Annotated in this window: 17 protein-coding genes; 3 read left to right on the top strand and 14 right to left on the bottom strand. The window is 44.7% G+C overall.

Features of this window, described 5'->3' with window-relative positions; genetic code table 11:
• Window positions 1-3: 3 nt before the first annotated feature.
• From PCORN_RS15670 to PCORN_RS15655, 5 genes are all read right to left on the bottom strand, one after another.
• On the bottom strand, window positions 4-912 hold the full coding sequence (locus PCORN_RS15670; protein ID WP_159102622.1) for an Ig-like domain-containing protein: 909 nt from the start codon (window positions 910-912) through the stop codon (window positions 4-6).
• A 280-nt stretch (window positions 913-1,192) separates the two neighbouring features.
• Window positions 1,193-3,544 carry a hypothetical protein gene (locus PCORN_RS17650; RefSeq protein WP_051999549.1) on the bottom strand — a complete coding sequence of 784 codons (2,352 nt, stop codon included), beginning with the start codon at window positions 3,542-3,544 and terminating at the stop codon, window positions 1,193-1,195.
• Window positions 3,519-4,469, bottom strand: coding sequence for a M60 family metallopeptidase (locus tag PCORN_RS17645; RefSeq protein WP_159102621.1), 951 nt, complete (start codon window positions 4,467-4,469; stop codon window positions 3,519-3,521). The genes PCORN_RS17650 and PCORN_RS17645 overlap by 26 nt, the downstream gene beginning before the upstream one ends.
• A 226-nt stretch (window positions 4,470-4,695) precedes the next feature.
• A complete protein-coding gene (locus tag PCORN_RS15660; protein WP_036082318.1) occupies window positions 4,696-6,048 on the bottom strand; it encodes an MATE family efflux transporter in 1,353 nt (450 codons plus the stop codon).
• Between the two features lie 3 nt (window positions 6,049-6,051).
• Window positions 6,052-6,495 (bottom strand): MarR family winged helix-turn-helix transcriptional regulator, encoded by a 444-nt coding sequence (locus tag PCORN_RS15655; protein ID WP_036082316.1) that lies wholly within the window; start codon window positions 6,493-6,495, stop codon window positions 6,052-6,054.
• Between the two features lie 140 nt (window positions 6,496-6,635).
• Here PCORN_RS15655 and PCORN_RS20535 point away from each other — a divergent pair, with 140 nt between their 5' ends.
• Both PCORN_RS20535 and PCORN_RS20530 read left to right on the top strand, forming a co-directional pair.
• Window positions 6,636-7,022 carry a hypothetical protein gene (locus PCORN_RS20535; RefSeq protein ID WP_241433216.1) on the top strand — a complete coding sequence of 129 codons (387 nt, stop codon included), beginning with the start codon at window positions 6,636-6,638 and terminating at the stop codon, window positions 7,020-7,022.
• Window positions 7,009-7,515 carry a helix-turn-helix domain-containing protein gene (locus PCORN_RS20530; RefSeq protein WP_241433215.1) on the top strand — a complete coding sequence of 169 codons (507 nt, stop codon included), beginning with the start codon at window positions 7,009-7,011 and terminating at the stop codon, window positions 7,513-7,515. Before PCORN_RS20535 ends, PCORN_RS20530 begins: the two co-directional genes overlap by 14 nt.
• 329 nt (window positions 7,516-7,844) lie before the next feature.
• Here PCORN_RS20530 and PCORN_RS15645 read toward each other — a convergent pair whose 3' ends face one another.
• The 3 genes from PCORN_RS15645 to PCORN_RS19855 all read right to left on the bottom strand — a co-directional run bounded on the left by PCORN_RS15645 (window position 7,845) and on the right by PCORN_RS19855 (window position 8,901).
• On the bottom strand, window positions 7,845-8,237 hold the full coding sequence (locus PCORN_RS15645) for a DUF1398 domain-containing protein (protein WP_036082314.1): 393 nt from the start codon (window positions 8,235-8,237) through the stop codon (window positions 7,845-7,847).
• Between the two features lie 72 nt (window positions 8,238-8,309).
• Entirely contained in the window at window positions 8,310-8,552 is a 243-nt protein-coding gene (locus PCORN_RS19860; RefSeq protein WP_206537458.1) for a LysE family translocator, read from the bottom strand.
• Window positions 8,542-8,901: a LysE family transporter gene (locus PCORN_RS19855; protein ID WP_206537457.1), complete on the bottom strand. Its 360-nt coding sequence runs from the start codon at window positions 8,899-8,901 to the stop codon at window positions 8,542-8,544. Before PCORN_RS19855 ends, PCORN_RS19860 begins: the two co-directional genes overlap by 11 nt.
• A 116-nt stretch (window positions 8,902-9,017) precedes the next feature.
• Between PCORN_RS19855 and PCORN_RS15635 the strand changes: the two genes are divergently transcribed.
• Window positions 9,018-9,572, top strand: coding sequence for a helix-turn-helix domain-containing protein (locus PCORN_RS15635; RefSeq protein ID WP_036082312.1), 555 nt, complete (start codon window positions 9,018-9,020; stop codon window positions 9,570-9,572).
• A 57-nt stretch (window positions 9,573-9,629) separates the two neighbouring features.
• Here PCORN_RS15635 and pgmB read toward each other — a convergent pair whose 3' ends face one another.
• From pgmB to PCORN_RS15605, 6 genes are all read right to left on the bottom strand, one after another.
• On the bottom strand, window positions 9,630-10,289 hold the full coding sequence (gene pgmB / locus PCORN_RS15630) for a beta-phosphoglucomutase (protein WP_036082309.1): 660 nt from the start codon (window positions 10,287-10,289) through the stop codon (window positions 9,630-9,632).
• Window positions 10,286-11,404 carry a glycerate kinase gene (locus PCORN_RS15625; protein WP_036082302.1) on the bottom strand — a complete coding sequence of 373 codons (1,119 nt, stop codon included), beginning with the start codon at window positions 11,402-11,404 and terminating at the stop codon, window positions 10,286-10,288. The genes pgmB and PCORN_RS15625 overlap by 4 nt, the downstream gene beginning before the upstream one ends.
• Window positions 11,405-11,425: 21 nt before the next feature.
• A complete protein-coding gene (locus PCORN_RS15620; protein ID WP_036082322.1) occupies window positions 11,426-13,609 on the bottom strand; it encodes a glycoside hydrolase family 65 protein in 2,184 nt (727 codons plus the stop codon).
• A 5-nt stretch (window positions 13,610-13,614) separates the two neighbouring features.
• Window positions 13,615-14,649, bottom strand: coding sequence for a Gfo/Idh/MocA family protein (locus tag PCORN_RS15615; RefSeq protein ID WP_036082300.1), 1,035 nt, complete (start codon window positions 14,647-14,649; stop codon window positions 13,615-13,617).
• Between the two features lie 232 nt (window positions 14,650-14,881).
• Window positions 14,882-15,673, bottom strand: a complete 792-nt coding sequence (locus PCORN_RS15610; protein WP_036082298.1) for a sugar phosphate isomerase/epimerase family protein — start codon at window positions 15,671-15,673, stop codon at window positions 14,882-14,884.
• 17 nt (window positions 15,674-15,690) lie between these two features.
• A complete protein-coding gene (locus tag PCORN_RS15605) occupies window positions 15,691-16,743 on the bottom strand; it encodes a zinc-dependent alcohol dehydrogenase (protein WP_036082296.1) in 1,053 nt (350 codons plus the stop codon).
• Window positions 16,744-17,153 lie beyond the last annotated feature (410 nt).

The following is a 17,153-nucleotide window of genomic DNA, read 5'->3' as shown; positions in this document are numbered from 1 at the left end:
ACACTAATGGTTTTTTGATAAACTAGAATTTACTGTCGATGTTACGGTGACTGTCGTTGTACCGGTTTCTTTCGCTATCCAGTTACCATTGGCATCAATACTTAAGATGTTGGTATCTCCAGATTTATACGTGACACTTTGAGAGGCATCTGCGGGAGATACGGTGACGCCAAGTTTGCCGGTAGAACCTTTTGTGGTGGCTATATCATTAACATCCAGCGCTAGGCCAGTTGGACGAGATCCGCCGAGTACATTCGTGTACATTGCGGGCAAAAAGTCTCCTCTAAGTTCCATCAATTGACCAGCAGGCATTCTCGCTTTCATATCAGACGGTACCAACATAACAAAATAATCATTAGTTAATATGGAAGCTCCTGACATAAACCCAGGACTGCTGTTATAAGGAATAGGATCCATTCTAAGTACGGCTCTCTCGCCTGTTGGCACTTTCATGCGCCCAGTTACAATGTTATCTCCTACGTAGATAGGATCAATGACAGCAGTGCTACCCTCTGGAATTACTAAGGGGCTTGTAACTTTACTATCTCCAACAAGCTCGCCATTAGTAGTTGCTACCGTGATGCGCATACCTTCTGTTAAGGTAGCGAAGCTCACCTTATAGTTCCCATCTGCGTCACATGTAACGCTCTGCGCAACCGACACGTCCGTATTATTTGCCTTATAGGTTGCGACTAGTACTGTTACATTAGGAGCTACGTGTCCTGCAATAAGGGCTTGGCCAGGTCTTGTTAATGCTATAGCTTGTGGATAACTTGTGGTGGCTTTCAAATTCGATGTTAACTTCTGTTCTGCTGCATGTGTTTGTACTGGTGGCAATGTTGTGATTAACGAGCTTGCTACCACATTCGTTGCAACAAGTGCAATCGCAATTTTCTTCATATTCTTATTCATTATGATATTTCCCCACTTCTTTTTTTTATTTTTGCAAAAACGCCTCATTTATTATGAGCTTCCCCTTTCCGTATTTTTCTGATTTCTGCTTCTGCGCATAAATCTACTTTTAACTATACCTATCTTTCAAAATAAAAAAATACAGTAACTCTCGTCAAAGCGGTGTTTTTATGACAATTTCGTCATAATTCTAATAATTTTTTCGCTATATAACAAAAAAAGGCAAGAAATCCAGTAGTTCGGATTTCTTGCCTTTTCTACTCGGCTTTGTTTTTTTAGATTACCTTTTACTTATTTGGAAATAGTATAGCGAATAGTATCTGCTAGATAATAATCCCCTATAGTAACACGAGATTGTACAATTTGTCCCGCCACTAGTGCCGGGACTTTTGCTACCCAACTCCCACTTGCGTCTGCGTATACTGTCGCTCTTATTCCTCCGTCTATCCACACGTCCACCTTGGCTCCAGGGGCTGCTATTCCCGTTACCACTGTTGCTCCTGCTACTACCGGAGAAGTTACTTTTCGGTTCTTTTCCGACAATTGTGTAGCGTTCACTATCTTCGTATGAACCGTTTAGCATCGCCCTTGGTTGCACTATTTGCCCTTCCACTAATGCTGGGACTGTTGCTGTCCAATTTCCACTTGCATCTGCATATACCGTCGCTCTTATTCCGCCGTATATCCAGACATCTACCTTGGCGCCTGGGATTGCTGTTCCAGTTACCGTTGTTGCCCCTGCTACCAATGCTGAGGTTACTGTCGGCTCTTTCGCAACAATTGTGTAACGCTCGCTATCTTCAAATGAACCGTTTAATGTTGCTCTTGGCTGCACTACTTGTCCCGCTACTAGTGCCGGAACTGTTGCTGTCCAATTTCCACTTGCGTCTGCATATACCGTCGCTCTTATTCCCCCGTATATCCAGACATCTACCTTGGCGCCTGGGATTGCTGTTCCAGTTACCATTGTTGCTCCTTCAACTAATGCTGAGGTTACTGTCGGTTTTTTTGCTATAATCGTGTAACGTTCGCTATCCTCATAAGTTTCTCCTAGCGTCGCTCTTGGTTGCACCACTTGCCCTGCTATTAATGCTGGGACTGTTGCTGTCCAATTTCCGCTAGCATCTGCATATACCGTTGCTCTTATTCCGCCATATATCCACACATCTACCTTGGCTCCCGGCGTTGCTGTTCCTGTTACTACTGTTGCTCCCTCAACTAAAACCGAGGTTACTGTTGGCTTGATGCTTAGCTTATTGTGAACTTCAACTTCCAGTGTGTCACTCTTTTGTCCCCACACATCTGTCATTTCCACTTTCAAAATCGTTCCGGCTTGTAGTGTTTTATCTAACTTCACCAAAAATACACCCGCTGAATCCGCTTTGTACGAATTTCCATTCAGCATTAATGTCGCATATGGCGTACCTACAAATACTAGTTGTGTGCTAATATTCGAAGCTTCACCTACTAGCTCTGGCTTATCAATTGCTTTTTCACCCTTTGTCACTGTATATCTTGGGCTATCTGCAACATAACTTCCGTCAAATACTTGCGTCTGTACCGTGTCACCTTCAATCATCGGTGTCCCCAATTTTGCTGACCAAATTCCTTCTGCATTCGCCGTAGCGGTTACTCGTATTCCTCCTTGAATCCATACTTTTACTAGCGCATTAGGTCTCGCGGTTCCAAACAGATCTGTCTTCCCTGCGCTAACATTTGATGTAATCAAGTTACCATTTCCAACCGTAAATGTTCCTACATCACTACTTTCTCCTGAAGCATAAACAAACTTCGCTTCTACCTTGTCTCCCAAATTCAAATAATTGGGTAATGTAATTTTGTAGACACCATTCACATCATTTTTATAAGCTATCCCGTTGACGATTAACTCTGAATTCGGAGCTCCAATGAAAGTAACTACTTTACTTGTATCTAGAATTCCACCAGCTACTACGGGTAAATCTAGCATTTTTATCGTCTGATCTGCACCTTTATCGGTTACTGAAATATATAGTTTATCTGTTTTATATTGCTTATTTGTGCCGTTTGGTAAGTGAACAGAATAAATTCCTACTGGCATATTCTTTAGTTCAACAGTCTTATCTTGAATAACAACTTCTTTTATAACGGTTGAGCCGTCCATAATTTTAAGTGTTTGGCCTTTAATTTGTGATACGTCTTTTATATCAAGATTTAGCTTTATATCTTGTTTAAGAGCATATTTATTTAGTTGTGCATTATCCACGAGTGCCCATTTGGAGTCTAAGGCAATATCTTGACGTGCTTTGACCAAATTATCACCTGATAACAGAGCTGCTAACGGGTAAACATTCTTATTAGAACTATTCAAAGCCACTGTTTTCTGCTTATCTGACATGTTTCCTTGAATTAATTCAACAAATGGCGCGATATTGAATCCGCTACCTTCACCGTAATATTCTGTTAGCATGTCTAAAAGCAATTGATTACTAACAAAGCCTCCTGGTCTATTTGTCAGCTCGCGATATTTTTGATTGAAGGCAATAAATCCTTTGTCTCCTACTTTATCTTTCAACATAACAGAAACGTAGAACCTTTGATTGTTAGTCCACGTGTTTACTGCCGTCTTATCCTTGTATACATTTTTTTTCAAATGCGTCCTCTACAGCATTAACGCCACCACCACCTGCGTATAGTCCTGCTCCTGTAAAATAGACACTTCCTGCTGTTCTTTTTTGGAATGTATCTGCATAAATATTATTCCAAACTTCGCCTACATCATAGGTGTTGTCATTCATGAAGTTGCCTTGATAACCGTGACCAATTTCATGAAGCGCTCCCCAGCCTTTCGTTAGCCAAAAAGTGATGGTGCTTTCGCTGCTCTCTGCCGTTTCAGATCCACCGTAATAGGCTCCACCATTGCCACTCTTATTAGCTTTACCAAAGTAGCGATTCGGTATATTTTTATCGAGGCTATTCTTCGGATTAAATGATATACCTGACAACTCATTAAATGTTTCAAATACGTTATCATAGTAAGCTAGTAACTGATCGATAGAAGAGAAATCATTCATTTTTTTCAAATAATATTTATCTCTCGTCGGTATCAAAATCTGAACATATTTATTTCCAATTAGTGCAAAACTAGCGTTATTAGCGTCCCATTTAGAGAAGAAAGCAGCCTCATTATTACTTTGCTCAAATTTCGGCAAAGAAACGCTATTCCCAATTATTTGGTACTCTATTTTCGGTTTCGCACTTGTAAATGTAGTCATAATGAATGGTACTGCATCGGCATCCACTGTAATGTTGACCCAATCATTTCCCACTGCTACACTTTTTTCTGTTTTCGAATCATTGTTTAGCATCTGTACTGTAATTTTTTCTGTGAAAGCGGTGTTCACTTGGCGAATCCGTAGTGTCGAACCTTTAGACAATACGATACCTAAATCCTGTTTGTCGTGATTTATCCCTTTAGAAAAGCCTTCATTAATTAACCACGTCGGTTTTTCTAACGTGTATAACTCTTTGCTCTGTACCTCCTCAGCCTTTACTGTCTGCTGAAATAAAACAAACACTGTGAGCATTGCTAAACATGTAACTACCCATTTTTTTAAAATACATTGTCATTCTCCCTCCAAAAATTAATTAACGTAACATTTTAAAGTATACAGGAGTTTGTGATATTGCCGAATAACCATTTTACGTATATCTCTCAAAACTGGGGCTTAATTGTGTCTAAATTGTGACTAAAAAGCCCATACATTGACTAAGGCCAAATTTGCATGGGCTTTACATATAGTTTTAAACCATTTCAGGATTTTTAAATAAACCGCGCCATGTTCGTAGCATGATAATTAAGCATACCGTGAATGCACCGACATCTGCGAGCGGGAAGGCGTACCAAACACCATCGAGCCCCCAGAAATTGGGTAAGATTAAGAGTAGTGGAATCAAGCAAATAATCTGACGCATCAACGAAATCACGAAGGAAATCCGGGCCCGCCCAAGTGCTTGATACAAGCCACCACAAACGATTTGGAAACCAATCGTCGGAGCTGCCAACAAGACAATTTGCACTGCATGCGCGCCGTCTTTTAGCAATTGTTTATCATCCGTAAAGACGCTGACTAGAAGGTTTGGAAACAGCTCCACAACCGCAAAAGCAACGACGGACATCACGGTCGCAGCCACAATCGACATTTTCACAGCTTTCACCACGCGTTTGTATTCCCGCGAGCCATAGTTAAAGCCAACAATCGGCTGCATCCCTTGCGTCACGCCATTAATCGGCATAATCATGAACGACGCGATTCTGTTCGCCACACCGTATGCCGCAATCGCCATTGTTCCGCCATGAATATTGAGCATCCAGTTCACGGAAATTGACACGATGCTTCCGGCCGACATCATAACAAATGATGGAAAACCAATCGCGACAATGCTTCCTGATAATTTCCAGTCAATATGGAATCGGATTCCTTTTAGCGTAAGCGAACTTTTCCCAGACAGGAAATAAATGAGTAACCAAATCGCACCGACTGCTTGCGCTATCAAGGTTGCGAATGCCGAACCACGAATTCCCATGTCCAGACCCATTATAAAAATCGGATTCAAAATCATGTTTAAAACTGCCGAAATAATCATCGTCAGCATCGCAATTTTGGCATTTCCCTCGGAACGAACAATGTTATTCATCGCCATCGCAAAGGTTTGAAACACCGAGCCTAGCAGTAGAATTTGCAAGAAATCCTTCGCGTACTGGTGAATCTCAGGCGTCGCGCCAAACATTGTTACGAGTGGATCAAGGAAAATAAAAGTGACGATTGCAAGGACTAAACTCGAGATAATTACCAGCCAAACGACCTGATGGTACACGCGATTGGCCTCTTCCTGTTTCCCCGCGCCAAGTGCTCGCGAAATAATCGACGCACCACCAATTCCGAACATCGCCGCCATCGCCATCATGATCATCTGTACTGGAAATGCGATTGAAAGCGCTGCAACACCCAGTGATCCCACGCCGCGCGCTACGAAAATCGTATCAACAATATTATACATTCCCATCACGAACATGCCGATAAACGCAGGAACCGACAGACGCCACATCAGCGATCCAATTTTATCTTCCCCTAAGCGCTTACTCTGTCCCTTCATATTTTAATCACTGCCTTTCTCCTGTTTTTGCGCATTGTCAGCCATTCGAAGTAGTAACTCCAACAACTTCTCCTGCTCCTCCTCTGAAAAACCATCCGTCAAAATGCCAGACCAGGTCTTCATCGTCTCTTCAATAAAAGGTTGCACCGACTTCCCTTTATCCGTCAAATAAACCATATGTTTACGCTTATCCTGCTGATTCACTTCCCGGCGAATCATGCCCAACTCCTCCAAGCGCTGAATATGTCTCGCCACATTCGCCTTATCTACCATAAAACGCTTTACAATTGTATCTTGCGACAAAGCATCCTCATGATAAAGCGTCGTAATATAACGTAACTGCCCAACACCTAGACCATATTCTTTTAGCCGATTCAGCTTAAATGTATTTCCACATCGATTCACGATAGACATCGATTTTGCAATAATCTCATAATTTTCCGCCATAAAACTCCCCTTTTCCAACCCCAAAATGGTTGCGACATCAACTTTACTCATTATACCGAATATAAGTTCTCACCGCAATCAAATTTGACTTTATCTAGCGGTTTTGACACAATAAAATAGTAGAAAGCGAGGCTAAAACAATGCAAATAAAAAAACTAAAAGAGCGCTATCCCGACCTTACATATTCCGAAAAACCGTTAAAAATAAATACGACACATCTCTTCTTTTACGAGAATCCATACTATTTCGCGATTCCTAAGAAAACGCTAACATCAGAAGAAATAAACTTACTGCAAACCCTTTTCCAAGCACCAGCACCCGTTTTCAAAAACGAACGACTCACCGAATGGCATACCTTATTATTCACACAAGAGCCACTCATAATCCAGCCAGAGCAACATTCCTACCGCATCACACAATTCCAAATCCAGTCCACACCGCCCTCCAAAAAAACATTACACGAGTGGCAGAAAGCGTTGATTAGTTTTTTTCGCGCAGGATACCGAATTACTCATGCTGACCAATAATTACGGCGTTCTGATTGAAAAAATAGCTGGTTCCTTACTCGGTGAAGAAGAACTCGACGCCATCGCGACAACACTGGAGAGTGATTTTTACATACAGGTTCACTTTTTCATGGGGCTATTTCACGAGAAAAATGCCTTACTCCGCGACTTATTCACCGAGGAGCAACGCCTATTCCGGCAGAAATCCAGCCAACTCGTGCAAACCGTTGAATCCAATTGCCTACCGATGATTGCCGAGCAGTTGACGAGCAGTTTATTGGCACGAGGGATTGGCCAGCTATTTGAGAAAGACGAGACATGGAAACCGCTTATCAAGGCACTTTGGGAACAACAAGGTAATCTGAGTATGACTGCGAAAGCCCTATTCATGCACCGTAACACAATTCAGTACCGAATCGATAAATTTCAAGAATTGACGAACCTGTCGCTGCGAAAAACGGACGGGTTGCTGTTTGCTTATCTGAGTTGCCTGCTTTATGAAGCGAAAAAATAAAAAAAAGCTCTGGAATAATTTCCAAAACTCAAACGATCGAAAACGCTATTTTTAGATATACTAACGATTACTCGTCCTGACGCTCCCTGCTCTGCGGCTCAAAAATGAAAAGTCCAATACCTAATACTACAATCCCAATGATTAATAGATACATCGCAATAGCCCCTTTTCAAACAAATACTAACAACTCTACTTGTTTACCCTATTCGGAAAAAATTATGCAAAAAACCGATTCTACTGTCTTTTAAAAGTGGAATCGTTTTCTTCACTAGATTTAGACATGTTTTCTGCTACCAACTAAAAAAGCCTCCCGAAGAAGACTTTTCAAATTATTTATTAGGAATTGGTTCTTGCAGTAGCCCCTTACCATCCTTATCGTCGTAAGTAACTATCATCCCAACCAAGTCGGAATGCCAAACTGGGACACCTGCCGCGCCTGCCAACTCGCAAAACTGCTCAAAATCAATTTTTCCGGACTGCGCTTGTTTCACAGCATCCTTGATTATGGTTGCAGATGCAGCCAACACCACACTTTTCGGTATACCATTCAACTGCGCTTCAACTTTCGCACCCTCTGCATCCCAGAAAACGTACATCCCGGTTTCCACGAGATAATCATATTTCACAACGCCGGCTGCTTTGAATCCTCGCACGACTTTCGGAAAATCGCCAGCGTTCGCCTCACTCGTCGCGACTTTCATAATCATTTCTTGCGTTAGCATTGTATCGCCTCCTACTTATCTTCATATCTGATTTATTTTACTACGCTGAAAGTCAAAAAACAACACACGTTTTTAAAGCAAAATCGAAAACGCGCAGTAAGCCAGCAATAGCGCCATCACCATATTTAGGCCTTTTTTATGTTCCGCGAATACCTTGCTAAAAATCGAGCCAAACATCGCCCAACAACACGTACCTGAAAAGCCGACAATGGTCAAAATCAATATGAAAAGGGATACTTGCCACACACCGCTAAAGTAAGGCAAAACGAGCGTTGAAAAAGTCGTAATGCCATATAGAATCACCTTAACGTTCACGAATTGCATCACCATACCTGTAAAAAAGCAATTTGGCTCTAATCGTACTTTTTTTCGCGTTCGGATTCTTCGGCTTGTCTCGCAAAATCACCCAAGCGAGCCATAAAATATACGCAGCCCCGATAAAACGCATAAATGGTTCAATCGTTGGGATAAAATCATACAACGCCGCGCTAAAAATCGCCGAAGCTAGTACAATCACGAAAAAGCCCGCTAAAACACCTAAACAGAACTTAAAACTCTTTTTAAAGCCGTCATTACTTGCATTTGACATCGCCATAATGTTATTTGGTCCTGGTGTGTAAGCTGTCAAAAATATATAGGATAAAAATGCTGCGATATTGAACATATTCTTTACCTTCCTCTCGTCGGATGATATAATACACAAAAAGGATACTATAACGTTCATACAGTATACAATACATTACGTGCGTTATATTGTCAATGCGAAAGAAGGATAAAATAGTGGATAATATTAGTGCTGTCGTCTCAGAAAATCTAAAATTGGCTCGTCAGAAAAAACGTCTTAGCCTCGATGAACTAGCGAAACTCACTGGTGTCAGTAAGAGTATGCTTGGACAAATCGAGCGCGGGGACGTCAATCCAACGATATCGACTCTATGGAAAATCGCGAATGGGTTGAAGGTTTCTTTTACAGAACTCGTGACCAAGCCGAAGATTGATTATGAAGTGATTGATCGTAAAACGCGGGAACCATTAATTGCCGACGACGGGAAATGCCGCAACTACCCAATGTTTACTTTTGATAGTGAACGTCGCTTTGAGACATACTATTTGGAGATTGATCCGGACGGAAGGTTGGAATCAACACCTCACCCAGATGGTACCGAGGAGTTTATCACGGTTTTTTCAGGGAAGCTTGTGATTGCAACGAATGGGGAAGCATTGAAGGCGAGAGATGGGGACTCGATTCGGTTCAAGGCAGATCAAGAGCATGTTTATACCAATGCAAGCGCAGATGTTTGTAGGCTGAGCATGATTATTTATTACCCAAACTAAACATAAAAGTAGCGTAAAATTCGGTTTTCTCACCGTTTTTCACGCTACTTTTTCATATTAAATCTGAAATACTTTTTGAATCATCGCAAGTGTTAATTTTGATGTGTCGCTGACTAGTTCATCTGTTCCGATGAGACCAGTTCCTACGCCAATCGCTTTCATACCGGCAGATTTGATTGCTTCCACGCCAGCTTGTGCGTCCTCGATTCCGACCGCATTTGCAGGCTCTACGCCAAGTCCAGCCGCTGCTACAAGGAAGATTTCTGGGTCTGGTTTCGAATGCGTGATTTTAGCTGCATCGGCAAGGTAGTCGAAACTATCCGTCAAGCCAAGCGCTGCGAGAACCATCGGCGCGTTTTTCGAGACGGAAGCCAAAGCAATTTTCAAGTTTGCCGCGCGAATCGCGTCTAGTAATGGCTTGATGCCTGGCAATATATCCGCGGGAGACAAGTCTTTCAACAACTCCACGTAATGCGCGTTTTTCTTAGCCGCCAATTCCTCTTTTTGCTCCAGTGTGAAGTCGTTTTCGCGTCCACCTTTTACTAGAATCAAATCGAGCGAATCCATCCGGCTGATTCCTTTTAGCGTCTCATTGAACGCCTCGTCGATTTCGATATCAATGTCCGCCGCCAACTGTTTCCACGCTAAATAATGAAAGTGCGCACTATCTGTGATGACACCGTCCAAATCAAAAATAACTGCCTCTAACTGTTTCACCGTATTCTCCCCTTCAGCAGAACCGCCACATTTCGGGCTGTTCGTTCAATATTTTCACGCGTTTTAGGCAAAATTTCAGCGAGCGCCCCTGCCGTTGCAATCGTTGGAAACACCGCATCTATTTTCGAATAAACCGCTTCAATTCCATCTCCAATACTACCACAAATCCCAATTACCGTCGCGTTTTCAGGTGCGCAATTCGCAACACCAATCGGCGCCTTACCAAAGACCGTCTGACCATCCATCCGGCCTTCGCCGACCACGATAATATCCGCATCCGCACATACTTCTTCCATCTTCAATTCACGCAAAACTAGCTCGATTCCCGGTTCAAATTTTGCACCTGTGAAAAGCATCAAACCAGCTCCCATTCCGCCGCCAGCACCACTTCCCGGTAACTCGCGCACATCCTGCTCAAAAATCGAATAAAAGCCCTGCATCGCGTTATCAATACTCGCAATCTTGTCCCGCGCTAACCCTTTTTGCGGTCCGAAAATAGCTGCGGCGCCATTCTCACCACATAACGGATTCTCCACATCAGCGGCAATCCGAATCGTCGTTTCCGAAAGCCGCGAATCGAGGTCCGTCAGCGAAACCGAACTAATCGCGCTCAGATTCGCACCAATCGCTGGCACCGGTTCCCCACGCAAATTGTAGAATCGTGCGCCAAGTGCTGCGGCCATGCCAATTCCGCCGTCATGCGAAGCACTCCCACCAACGCCAATCACGATTTCTCGCACCTTCACGTCCAGCGCATGCTTGATAAGCTCGCCAACACCTGCCGTACTCACCGCCAACGGATCACGTTTTTCTAGCGGCACCAGATGTAGGCCACACGCTTCCGCCATTTCAATAAACGCCCGCGTCCGATCCGCGCTAAACGCCATTTTTGCCGTCACAACTTCACCGAGCGGTCCCGTCACGCGCACTTCCTCCATCACGCCACCAGACGCCTCAGCCAAAATCGCGATCGTTCCTTCCCCGCCATCGCCCACAGGCAAAAGCTGATACTCCGCGTCTGGAAACACGCCAGCAAATCCCACTCGAATCGCCTCCGCAACCTCCTGCGCTGTTAAACTTTCCTTATATGAATCTGGGGCAATGACTATTTTCATGAATGCTCTTCCTTCCAAAATTTAAATTTCTAGTCCTGTCGTCATACAATACTTCTCACCAAAAATGTGAATCTGAATTGGCGCCGTCGTCTCTTTTGTCACGCGAATTTTATCCGATTCCAGCTCGATTTCCAAGCGTTCTCCGTGCCATACAAACGAAAATGCCAAGCGCTTCCATCCAGCCGGTAGTCGCGGATTCAAATGCAGCTCGCCATCCGCAATCGCTACACCGCCAAATCCGAAAATCGCTGACAGCCAAATCGCGCCGAGCGACGCCGCGTGCACACCCTCATCCGTCCCACCAGGAGCCGCCTCCAAATCAATTCGGCACGCTTCCTCAAAGAACCGGTATGCCTTATCTCGCTGACCAACCCGATTCGCCACAATCGCATGAATCGCCTTACTCAGCGAAGAATCATGAATCGTGTGCTCCTCATAGTAGTCCAAATTCCGCGCCACAATTTCCTCGGAAAACAGATTCGGCATCAAATAAAGCAACATCACCACATCCGCCTGCTTCAAAATCTGCATCTCATTCACTTCCGCACGCGAATAATCTAGCAAAATCGCCTGCGAACCCTGCCGCGCCTTATATTCCGTCAAATCAATTTCCGGTTTACCCAAAAACGTATCATCTTGCGGAATCAACTTCGACACGTCTGATTGCGGCAAATAAATTTTTCGTAAAAACGCCTCGCACAAATCATAAAACGCCGTATGTTTTTGACCATATTTCGCCATAAAGCGCAACGTTTGATACACATTTTCATGCGCCAAATAGTTCGTGTAAGCATTATTATCCACATGTTCCGTATACTCGTCAGGACCGATTACATCTAATATAACATATTTTCCATCCTTTAATACAGCCCTACTTAACCAAAAACGCGCCGTTTCCTGCAAAATTTGCAAACCATCATGCTCCATAAACAGTTCATCTTGGCTCGCTTCGTAATAGTTGACCACAGCATGCGCCACATCCGCCACAATATGGTGTTCCGCAATAGCCGACGCCACTTTTTGACGCTTCCCAGTACGAACGTTAATCGCTGCAAATTCAGGCGTCTCTTCCTCCCCACTAAACGCGCTCTCCCATGGGAACAAAGCCCCTTGATAGCCATTTTTAGCGGCCTTTTCGCGTGCCTGTTCCAAGTGAAGATAACGATAACGCAACAACTTCCGCGCTTTCTCCGGGTGATTATACAAATGAAACGGTGCAATAAAAATCTCCGTATCCCAGAACACATGCCCCTTGTAACCTTCACCCGTCAGTCCTTTCGCCCCAACGCTAAAACGCTCATCATGAGCCGGCGTCATCGCTTCCAAATGATACGCCGCAAAATCAAGCGCCAACTGATCAAACGCATTTTCAGAGGTCACCTCAACCCGGTAATCCTGCCAAAATTTCTGCCAAGAACTGCGCGATTCCGCCAAAGCTTCCTCATAACTCTTCGCCGCGCGTATTTCACCAAGTCCAAATTCCGCCGGATTTTCCGTCTCCAAACTCGTTGCAATAACGCTTACCTTTTCCAATGAAAATGGCTCATTCTCCGCCAACTTCTGGTTAACCGTCACGAGCAATTGCCGATTCTTCGCTGCAAAACTACCTGGCGCGCTAATCATCGACGTCACCGTCACATCCTGTCCACTTTGCGTCGTCACATAATCACCCTGCATCCACGTCTCACTAAACACACGAAGCGATTTTTCCACCAAATGCTGCGTCCCGAAATTCGTCTGTTGCCCATCAATTCCCGTCCGAATCCGCACATCCGCTTCTTTCGAAAGGCTCGTAATCTCCACTTTTGCATACACCTTATGTAAATCCTTCTTACTTACAAAGCGCTTCAAACAAAGCCCGAACCGTTTCCCATTCGGATGCTGCCAAACCAATTCGCGAGACACCTCACCTGTTGCCAAATCAAAAACTCGCTCAAAATCCTGAACTTCCCCACGATGCATTGAAAAAATCACACCGTCTATTTCGAACTCAAACCTTGTCACATCAGGCAAATTAACCAAATCAGAACTCACTTGCCCCTGCGCTTTATTATAAATTCCTGCCACAAACATGCCACGCGTTTGCTCAGGATAATCCTCCTCAAATCCAGCGCGAATCCCCATATAACCGTTTCCGGTCGTCATCAAACTCGCATACGTATCAAAATAATGCGGATCTATTCTACTCTCCCGTAACACACTAATTCTACTCATAAATATACACTCTCACCTTTTTCTGCTGATTCGTAAATCGCCTCAATCAAACGCTGAACCTGATAACCCTGCTCTGCGTCAGCCACCATCACATCCGCACCAAGCACCCGATCCACAAACGCCTGCATACTTTTTGTATGTCGCTCTTCGTCCGCCGTTTCCTTCTTCAAAATCGTGACCAATTCGCCAGCCCGATCCGTATAAATCTCCGCTGGAAACAACGTCGCACCAGCCTCATCACCGAAAAATTCCACATTCAAAACCGAACTTTCCTTCATCTGCAATACAAAAGAAGTCTCCAACTGCAACAAGCCACCATTTTCAAACTCAATAAATGCAAAAACCGCGTCCTCTACATCGTATTTTGCAGGATCCCACGTTCCAAACGTACCTTCCGACTTCTTTGTCCCAATTTTTTGAAACATTTTAGCAGTGACTTTCTTGACTTGCGGAAAATCCAATACGTACATCGCCGCGTCCAGCATATGAATGCCGATATCAATCAGCGGTCCACCGCCTTGCAACGCCTTATTCGTAAACGAGCCCCAACCCGGAACCCCCGAACGACGCAACGCCTTGGCTTTCGTCATATAAACCTCGCCCAGCACGCCATCCGCGTAAGCTTGCTTCACCTCACGCATATCCGTCGCAAACCGATGATGAAAATCGTACGCCAAAACAAGTCCCTGCTTCGTCGCCAAATCACGCATCTGCTGCGCCTCATTAGCCGTCATCGCAGGCGGCTTCTCACACATAACCGCAGCACCATGAGAAAGCGCCAACATCACATTATCAAAATGAAACCGATTCGGCGTACAAATACTCACCATATCCGGTTTCTCCGTCTCAAACATATCCGCCGCATCCACGTAACTGCGCGCAAATCCATTCTGTTCCGCAAAATCCCGCGCACGTCCCGCGTCTGGATCCACCACCGCGACCAGCTCCAACTCCTGCGTCCGCGTTTTGTAATACGCCGCATGCACCTTCTCAGCAACCTGCCCCGCACCAATAATCGCTACTTTTTTCACGTCTTACTTCCCCCTTGAAATACTGCCTCCAAAATCGGATTTTAGAGGCAGTATCGTATTTCTGAATATAGAAAAACTACAATGTATGATTTACCGCCAAACCTCAGCGTGGCGACAAATGCTTAATTTCTAGGCAAAAGCGAGTACCAGCGCGGAGCGTACTAAGGTACGAGAGCACTGGAACGGATCTTTAACGACGAAAGTGAGCGTTTGTCGCCGCGCTGAGCTGAGTTCATCTACAGTTTTTCAAATGTTCCAGTGCATCCCGGTATGCTTTTTCCGGGTCTTCCGCGCGAACTCGGCATTCAAACGTCAAGAACCCGTCATAACCATCCACCTTCAACTGGTCGAAATGCTTTTTAAAATCAAGCGATCCACTGCCAGGCTGATAGCGATGATTGTCCGCCACATGCACATGCTCCACCAAATCACGATTCGCATGAAGTGCCTCCGAAATCCCGTCCTCTTCAATATTCATATGATAAAAGTCAGCGATAATTTTCACATGTTTCAAGTCATTTTGCTCAATATAGCGACGCGCATCGCCGAGCAAATTGATCATGTGATCCTGATAGCGATTCAGCGGCTCCAGAAAAATCGTCGTCCCAGTCTCCGCCGCAATTCCGTCCAAATAAACGAGCGACTCACTCACAGCTTTGAAATCACCAGCTTCCGAACGCGGCGAAACCATTGGTGGCAAGCGATACGTGAACATTCCCCAAGCTGCAGGAACCACGATTCCCGTCCCGCCAACCTCTTGCAACGCCTCCAAAATTACCTTGATTTCCTGTAACCCGCGCAAACGACGCTCTTCGATGAAATCACCGATCCAGCCGTCATAACCACCACATGCCGTCGAAACCGGAATCCCAGTCGCCGCAATCGCCGCTTTGACCTCCGCCACATTTTCAACCAGCAGTTTCCCGTCAATTTCAAAACCTTCAAATCCCATTTCCTTCAAATATTCGAATTTTCCCATGATACCCTCTGGAAAAAATGCCTGATTCTGTGTCCCAATTTTCATCCTGTATTCGTCTCCTTCTAAAGTTCGATTCCCATCTTAATACTCAAATCTGGATTCTGATCCACGTACTTCATGTAAGCCTGCGCACTCTCGTCCAAGCTCACAATCGGATCAATCAAATCCTCACAATCCAGATACCCGTTCATCAAAAGCTCCCAGCACGTTTCCTCGATCCGCTTCCGGTTCCAACGTGGATAATCTGGATTTGGTTCACTAGACGCACGCGCAAACACGATTTTGGCATTATTAAAATGCGCCTCACGACCTAAATTAAATCCATCCGGAAACGGCTTCGCAAACGCCACATACGAAATGATGCCACCATACGCAATCCCTCGCAATGCCGCCTCAAGAGCCTGCGAATTCCCACTCGTCTCAATAATCGAATCCGCGCCAAGTTTGCCAGTCAATTTTTTAACCTCAAACCCAACGTCCGTCCCAACCGGACTAAAACAAGCATCCGCACCATGACGCATCGCAATTTCGCGACGATGTTCCAATGGATCGACACCAATCACGATGCTCGCCCCAGCCTTTTTCGCCAGTTGAATTGCAATTTGGCCAATCGCGCCAAGCCCAACAACAACGACATAGTCGCCCGCACGCACATGCGCCTCACGAACACCGCTCATCGCAAACTGAGCCGGATCATAACAAACCGCATTTTTCCAGTTCGCACCCTCTGGCATTTTCCGCAACTTATAATTATCGACCGCCTTCACGATCACAGTCTCCATAATCGGACCATACGAACAAACGATGTCGCCAATCGCATACTCCGTCACATCCGCGCCAATCTCGACAATCTCGCCGACAACCATGTTCCCAAGCTGAAACTCACCGAACACAATCCCGCGCGCCGAACCCTCCGCACGAGGCATAAACATATTCCATTCCTCGTTGAATTCCTCATCAATAAATGGACTGACACCGCGAAAATCCACGACCTCTGTTCCATGTTTTGGCGAAGCAAACTTCACTTGAATCCGCGCCTCGTCCTTTGCTAATTCCCGATCTTCATATTCCACCAAGTCCGCAACCCGCGGCTCAGTCGCAATCAATTTTTTCATCAACTAAACTTCCTTTCTAAATTACAAATGCATTTCCTGTAAAAATTTAAAAAGATGCAAAACGTACTTGCGTACGTAGAACTAGAACAGAATTTCTAACAGTGCAGGTAAATCGTTCCCTCACCCATGCTTGCCTTCCAACACCAAGGCACTTTCGTGCCTCCAAACATGCAGTCAGAGTGACGAGAAGCTTTCAGCTTCTAGGCAAAAGTGAGTACCAGGTGCGGAGCGTACTAAAGTACGTGAGCACTGGAACGGAACTTTTAACCGTGAAGACAGACCTTCCTTAACCCAAGTCATCTCTTCCGACATCGAGCCACTTTCGTGCCTCCAAACATACAGTCAGAGTGACGAGAAGCTTTCAGCTTCTAGACAAAAGTGAGTACTGAAACTAAACTTTTTAACCGTGA

The sequence above is a fragment of the Listeria cornellensis FSL F6-0969 genome, from assembly GCF_000525855.1.
GTDB classification, from domain to species: Bacteria; Bacillota; Bacilli; order Lactobacillales; family Listeriaceae; genus Listeria_A; species Listeria_A cornellensis.
This window is presented reverse-complemented; position numbering and strand designations above follow the sequence as displayed.